The following is a 7,035-nucleotide window of genomic DNA, read 5'->3' as shown; positions in this document are numbered from 1 at the left end:
ACAGGTTCCGATATTGGTTGCCGTGGACCGAGGCGGCACAACGGCGTGTTCCGTCCTTCCATCTGTCACAGCTGACAGCATACACAGCGTTCTGGAACCCCGGATTGATGATGACATCCTTCTGGTCACTGATGGAAACAACGTTTACCCGCCCTGCGCCAAGTCACTTGGGGTCAGACACGAAGCATTGAACCAGTCCGCCGGTGAACGGGTGCGTGGGGTGGCTCACATACAAACAGCCAACAATCGGCACAGTGGGTTGAAGGACTTCCTGCGCCGCTATCGCGGCGTTTCGAGCAAATACCTCGAAAACTACCTGCGATGGTTCGAACGGTGTGACCTGCTGAAATCATCGGCCAGATCCTGTCTCGCGACCGCGATTGGGACCTCATGCACACAATTTGCGAACTGAGCCTTCTATAATTGGCGGAACGCGGGCTTGCTGGCGGCAATGAGTGATTTGCTGGTTGCTGCCGCTCGTGAATTGGAGGGCCGCGCTGCCGAGCCTACGGCGGGTGTGATTGATAGCCAAAGTGTGAAAACTACAGAAAGTGGAGGCATTTGCGGATATGACGCCGGCAAAAAGACCAAGGGGCGCAAGCGTCATATTGTGACGGACGTCCTTGGGCTTCTGCTGATTATCATCGTTCATGCCGCCAACATCCAGGACCGTGACGGCGCTCCCGATCTGCTCAAAGCGGTCGGCAAAAAATTCCCTTGTTTGCTCCATATTTTCGCCGATGGTGGGTATGCGGGGGATAAGCTCCGACAAGCCATGGGTGATGAGTGGACACTGGAAATAGTCAAGCGACCTAACAAACCCCGATTCTGCTTAAGCGAGGGTGAGGGGATTCCCAAATCTGGCGTGGCCTGATTCATTATCCGTAACCGAAACCAACGGATAGGAATGCCCCTCGTGAACACCTCTATCACTGCTTTGTTTTGCTGTATCGATGATTTTGCAAAAACCTTCGAAGATTGGGAAAAGCATCGCCTGATCGACACAGGCCGCCAGCGGCTGCGGTCCGGGAAACTCTCGCTCAGCGAGATGTTGTTCATCATGGTTCTGTTTCACGGCTCAGCTTACAAGGATTTCAAGCATTTCTGGCTTTATGGGGTGGAGATCGAATACCGGGACTGCTTTGGCGATTTGCCAAGCTATGGCCGGTTCGTCACACTGATGCCACGCCTGCTCGTGCCATTTTGCGTGCTGCTGCATTGTTTCCGTGGAGAAGAGACCGGACTCTATTTTGCCGACAGCACCAAGCTGGCGGTTTGCCATAACGCCCGGATCAGCCGCAACAAGGTGTTCAAAGGACTGGCCAAACGCGGGCGTAGCACCATGGGCTGGTTCTTCGGCTTCAAGCTGCACATGGTCATCAATAGCAAGGGCCCAGTTATGGCTGTGAAGATCACAGCCGGAAACACCGATGATCGCAAGCCGTTTGAGGCTATGGTTGCCGAACTGGACGGCAAAATGTTCGCCGACAAAGGCTACATATCAAAAGCGCTTTTTCGGCGTTTGTGGCAGCGCGGCCTGCATCTGATCACCGGCATTCGCCGCAACATGAAAAACTACCTGCTGCCGCTCTTGGACAAGATCCTGCTGCGCAAAAGGTTCATCATCGAAACCCTGTTCGACAAGCTCAAGTCTGGCATGGGATTGGAACACACGCGGCACCGATCACCAACCAATGCCTTCGTTCACGTGCTCTCCTGCGTTGTGGCCTACGTTCTGGCGCAGCCGAAGGTCAAAATGGGGAAAGTTGTCGTCCCAGACGTCATTCGAAGCATTCCCAACGTGACATGACCTTATCCGGAATTCGGGTTGTTTTGGCTCCGGCGGTTCTGACGATGGCGGCGGACGGTCGAATCGACGAGGCCGAAGTTGTTCAATTGACCAATATGCTGGCGTTCAGCCCGATCTTCCTTCCACTGGGCGGCAAAGCGACCGGCGACATGATCAAGGCGGTTCTGAAAGACCTGCAAAAAAGCGGCCCGGACAAGGTGATTACTGAAAGCGCGCAGACACTGTCTCCGGCTTTGCGGGAAACGGCGTTTTGTTTTGCGATGCGCGTGGCGATGGCCGATGGCGTTCTGGAAGAGTCGGAAAAGAACGTGCTGTCCGGAACCGCGTCGCGCATGCAGCTGAGCCAGGAGTCCTTTGACAGCATCATTCAGGTCGTCACCATGATGCAGAGATCGGCGGCGGCATAAATGACCGATCAGGAAAAGGCCGAGGATCGCGTGGGCTTCAGCGCCTACATTCTGCTGTCCGAGGCCATTCAGTTTAACTCATCCGAGATTGAGCAGGCGCTGCTTGAGGATTATCCTTCGTTAGACCTGCGGACCGAAACCGGGTTCGGGATGAACCAGGATTGTGACACGGACCAGTTCATAACCACACCGATCTTGTTGGGTGCCACGGGGGCGGACAGCACCATAGCCACGCTTATCCGCTTGCCGGGTTATGGCACATGGGACCCAGAGCAACTGACACCGTGGCAAAGGTTGCCCTTTCCCGAAGTCACGCAGGCGTTTCAATACAATAAGTCCTATATCTGCGTGACCACAGGGGCCGAAGCTGGCGATGAAATTCAGGCGTTTCGGGCTGCGCGGCTGTGTTCATGCGTGGCGGCCATTTTTGCCAAGTTGCCGGTTGCACTGGCAGTATATTGGGAAAGCGCCGACCACTTCCTGCGTCCGTCGGACGTTGTGGCGATGGCGGACAAGGCGATCTCGGACGAAATCCCGATTGAGCAATGGGTCGGACTGCGTCTGCAAGGGACCAAGAACAATGGCAAACAGCTTTTTGGCGGAGTAACCAACGGTCTGAAACCGTTGAAAGGGTTCGAGGTCAGTCTCGCGGCAGCGCCGCTTGATCTGGAAAACGCGGCAGCCACCCTCAGCACCACTGCGGCGATGCTGGCGGCCTATGGTCACAACTTCAATGACGGCGATACTTTGGGCCATGAGGGGCAATCTCGTGAAGACTCGATGCGCATACGGTTTGCGCCCAAGGGGACCAATGGTTCATTCTGCGATGCGTGGGTTCTGGTCCATCCGCAAAGCCCTTTTGACCACGAAGAAGAACTCGGCGTTATGACCAGCAGCCCGCCGCCACCGGGGCAGGAGGTTCAGGTCCGGTCCAAGACGGGTTTCTTCAAACGCCTCATGCGGGGCAGTCGCGACGCCTGATAACTTGCGGGTTGCGGCGCGCTGCACTATGAGGGCCGCAACTGCGCGGTAATCGCGTATTGCCGATATGGAAGGGGCCCCGATGGCGCGTCGCAAGAAAATCTACGAAGGTAAGGCCAAGATTCTGTATGAAGGCCCCGAACCGGGCACCATCGTGCAGTATTTCAAGGATGACGCCACCGCGTTCAACGCCGAGAAAAAAGACGTGATCGACGGCAAGGGTGTGCTGAACAACCGCCTGAGCGAGTTCTTCATGAATGGTCTGGCGCAGATCGGCGTGCCGACCCATTTCATCCGCCGCCTGAATATGCGCGAGCAACTGGTGCGTAGCTGCGAGATTGTGCCGCTGGAAGTGATCGTGCGAAACTATGCCGCGGGTTCGATGTCGAAACGCCTTGGCATCGCCGAAGGTACTCAGCTGCCGCGTCCGATCGTGGAATATTGCTACAAAGACGACGCGCTGGGTGATCCACTGGTCACCGAAGAGCACATTGCCGCTTTTGGATGGGCCAGCCAGCAGGATATGGAAGACATCCTCAGCCTTGCCCTGCGGGTGAATGACTTTCTCAGCGGTGTGATGCTGGCCGTGGGCATTCGTCTGGTGGACTTCAAGATCGAGATCGGCCGGGTCTATGATGGCGACTTTCAGCGTTTGATCATCGCGGATGAGATCAGCCCGGACAGCTGCCGTCTGTGGGATATCGAGACCGGCCAGAAGCTGGACAAGGACGTTTTCCGCCGTGATCTGGGTAGCTTGACGGACGCCTATTCCGAGGTCGCACGGCGTCTGGGCGTTCTGCCCCAAAGCAATGTCAGCAAGCCGACATTGATCAACTGATCGCCCGCTTGCACCGCATTCAATAAAAGCGCCGTATCGCAAGATGCGGCGTTTTTTGTCGGCGTGCGGCACGGAGCCTTTTGTGCCCATGATCTGCGTAATTTTCATTGCTGAACGTAATCAGACGCACATGATGCGCCACCTGCGGCAAACTGCGTGCCAACAAGGGTTGTCGAATGCCATTTCGCAGGGTATCCCCCGCGCAACGGAACGGGCCGGGAACCGAGGCCCTCAGCTGGAGTTGCAGGAATGAAAGCACGGGTGCATGTGATGCTGAAGAACGGGGTCCTCGACCCGCAGGGTGAGGCCGTGCGGCACGCGTTGGGCGCGATGGGCTTCGATCAGGTCGAAGGCGTGCGTCAGGGCAAGGTGATCGACCTGGAACTGGCCGAGGGCGCGACCGAGGCCGACATCACCGAGATGTGCGAGAAGCTGTTGGCCAACACGGTCATCGAACGCTACGAAATCGAACTGGTCTGACCCTTACTCCGGAGGCCCCGCCATGCGCGCAGCTGTCATCGTATTCCCCGGATCCAACTGTGACCGGGACCTTGCCGTCGCTTTTGAACAGGCCGGGTTTCAGGTCGACATGGTCTGGCACAAGGACGCCGCTTTGCCCGAGGGCATTGATATTGTCGGCGTACCCGGCGGCTTTTCGTATGGCGACTACCTGCGTTGCGGTGCGATTGCAGCGCAATCTCCGATCTGCAAGGCCGTGGTCGAGCATACCAATCGCGGCGGCTATGCCGTGGGTGTCTGCAACGGTTTCCAAATCCTGACCGAAACCGGCATCCTGCCTGGCGCGCTGCTGCGGAACGCAGGTTTGAAATACATCTGTAAAACCGTCGGTCTGAAGGTTGCAACCAGCGACAGCGCCTTCACAGAAGGTTACAACGCAGGCGACGTGATCGGCATTCCGATTGCGCACCATGATGGCAACTATTTTGCGGATGATGCCACATTGTCCACGTTGCGAGATCAAGACCGGATCGCATTCACCTATACCGAGAATCCGAACGGCTCAGTTGGCGACATTGCGGGCATCCTGTCGGAAAACCGCAGGGTTCTTGGGATGATGCCACACCCCGAGCGAGCGGCGGACGAAGGCCATGGTGGCACCGACGGGACGGCGTTGTTCCGCGCATTGTCAGGTGTGCTCGCACCGGCGTGACTTGAGGTTGCGCCAAAGCCCGCGTAATTTTCCCGGATGAGTTCAGAAGTTCGTTCCGGCTGGTCCAATTTCATAAAACCGTTCCGCGGTGCCCCTTTGGGATGGCCGTTGCGCGTGGCGGTTTTCCTGCTGTTGCTGGCGACGGCGGCGACGGTCTGGATCACCAATAGTCTGCTGATGGACCGGTTCACCGAGTCGACTCGGAACCGCGCCGAAGTGCGGCTGGCGCTGTATTCTGGCAACCTGCTGAGCGAGCTGCGCCGAAACGCCATTGTGCCGCAGCTTTTGGCGCGCGACCCGACGCTGATTTCGGCGCTGCAATCAAGCGACTATACATTGTCCAGCCAGCGGCTGATTTCCTTCGTGGAAGAGATCGGAGCGGCCTCGCTGATGCTGTTGGATGGGGATGGTCTGACCCGGGCAGCCACCGATCGGAACCGGCTGGGCGAGGCGCATCGCAGCTCTCCTTATTTCATCGACGCGGTGCGCTCGAACGCGACGATTTTCACCGTCATCGAAACGGAATCCGGCGGGTATAGCTTTGTGTACTCACGCCGGATTGAGGCGAACGCCGAGATTTTGGGCGTCATCGTTGTGGAAGTCGACCTGCACAAGTTCGAACGCGCTTGGTCGGGGATTTCGGACGCGGTGATGGTAACGGACAGCACTGGCACCATCATTCTGTCCACCGAACCGCAATGGCGCGGTCTGGATGAAGAGGCCGCCATGCTGCGCCAACCCCCTGAGGGTGCGATTCAGCGCGCTATACGGGCGACGACAGATTGGACCGCACTGCCGCCTGACGCCTATCTGCAGGGCGAGGCGGTGATGCGGATGGACACGCGCATTCCCTTCCGCGGCTGGCAGATGACGTCCTACACCACCTATGCCTCGATCCGCGAAAGGGTGAACAGCGTTCTCGCGCTTGAGATCATGGGCTTTGCGATTCTTCTGGCGCTGGCCTTCTATGCACTCAGCCGCAGGGCCACGTTGCGGATGGCGTTGTTCCAGCGCGAGTCGGCAGAGCTTCGCGCATTGAACACGCGACTACAGCGGGAAATCGCTGAGCGGGAACGGGTTGAAAAGACGCTGGAAGTTGCCGAGCAAACGCTTGCTCAAAGTTCGAAACTGGCTGCATTGGGTGAGATGTCAGCTGCGGTCAGTCACGAGTTGAATCAACCTCTGGCTGCAATGAAAACCTATCTGGCAGGTGCGCGTCTGTTGTTGCGTCGCAATCGTCCCGAAGAGGCTCTGGCCAGCTTTGGCCGTATTGATGGGTTGATCGAGAGGATGGGAGCGATCACACGGCAGCTCAAATCCTATGCGCGCAAGGGTGCGGATGCGTTTTCCCCTGTGAATCTTGGCGAAGCGCTGGCTTCATCCCTGTCAATGATGGAACCGCAACTGCGTCAACGCCATGTGAAAATCACTCAGATCCTGCCCGAAGAACCCGTCACTGTTATGGGGGATCGGATGCGGATCGAGCAGGTCATGGTGAACCTCTTGCGCAATGCGCTGGACGCCACCAAATCTGTATCGGAGCCGGATGTGGAAATCATTCTGGCGGCGGGTGACACTGCGGTGTTGACCGTGCGCGACAATGGGCACGGGATCGAAGATATCGAGAACCTGTTTGAACCGTTCTACACCACCAAGCAGCCGGGCGATGGGGTCGGGTTGGGTCTTGCCATCTCCTCCGGTATCGTGAACGACCATGGTGGACGGCTGACCGCACGCAACAGCCAGCACGGCGGCGCGGTGTTTGAGATGCAACTGCCCATATTGGGACGTGACGGCCTTGAGGCCGCGGAATGACGAAGGAATGACT

8 protein-coding genes and 1 pseudogene are annotated in these 7,035 nt (G+C 57.6%); all 9 read left to right on the top strand.

From position 1 onward, the window contains the following. Positions 1–412 (top strand): IS1595 family transposase (locus tag ACOQOY_RS20725; RefSeq protein ID WP_420584013.1); only part of this gene is annotated, 412 nt, incomplete at its 5' end. A 3-nt stretch (positions 413–415) separates the two neighbouring features. Further along, a pseudogene (locus ACOQOY_RS20720) lies at positions 416–826 on the top strand (transposase); the annotation flags it as partial. 102 nt (positions 827–928) lie between these two features. Then, a complete protein-coding gene (locus tag ACOQOY_RS20715; protein WP_420584028.1) occupies positions 929–1,810 on the top strand; it encodes an IS982 family transposase in 882 nt (293 codons plus the stop codon). Beyond that, the gene (locus tag ACOQOY_RS20710) at positions 1,807–2,217 is read left to right on the top strand and encodes a tellurite resistance TerB family protein (RefSeq protein WP_420587199.1); all 411 of its coding nucleotides are present in this window, start codon (positions 1,807–1,809) and stop codon (positions 2,215–2,217) included. Before ACOQOY_RS20715 ends, ACOQOY_RS20710 begins: the two co-directional genes overlap by 4 nt. Further along, positions 2,218–3,198 (top strand): hypothetical protein, encoded by a 981-nt coding sequence (locus ACOQOY_RS20705; RefSeq protein WP_420587198.1) that lies wholly within the window; start codon positions 2,218–2,220, stop codon positions 3,196–3,198. A gap of 82 nt (positions 3,199–3,280) precedes the next feature. Next, on the top strand, positions 3,281–4,036 hold the full coding sequence (gene purC, locus ACOQOY_RS20700; RefSeq protein WP_420587197.1) for a phosphoribosylaminoimidazolesuccinocarboxamide synthase: 756 nt from the start codon (positions 3,281–3,283) through the stop codon (positions 4,034–4,036). A 249-nt stretch (positions 4,037–4,285) separates the two neighbouring features. Then, positions 4,286–4,516 (top strand): phosphoribosylformylglycinamidine synthase subunit PurS, encoded by a 231-nt coding sequence (gene purS, locus ACOQOY_RS20695; protein ID WP_109311572.1) that lies wholly within the window; start codon positions 4,286–4,288, stop codon positions 4,514–4,516. Between the two features lie 22 nt (positions 4,517–4,538). Further along, positions 4,539–5,207 carry a phosphoribosylformylglycinamidine synthase subunit PurQ gene (gene purQ, locus ACOQOY_RS20690; protein WP_420587196.1) on the top strand — a complete coding sequence of 223 codons (669 nt, stop codon included), beginning with the start codon at positions 4,539–4,541 and terminating at the stop codon, positions 5,205–5,207. 36 nt (positions 5,208–5,243) lie between these two features. After that, positions 5,244–7,022, top strand: coding sequence for a sensor histidine kinase (locus tag ACOQOY_RS20685; protein WP_420587195.1), 1,779 nt, complete (start codon positions 5,244–5,246; stop codon positions 7,020–7,022). The last annotated feature ends 13 nt before the right edge of the window (positions 7,023–7,035 follow it).

Origin of the sequence: Ruegeria sp. (assembly GCF_965221235.1) — a bacterium.
Lineage (GTDB): Bacteria > Pseudomonadota > Alphaproteobacteria > Rhodobacterales > Rhodobacteraceae > Ruegeria.
Note: the sequence above shows the minus strand (reverse complement) of the source record. Positions and strands in the feature narration are given on the sequence as shown.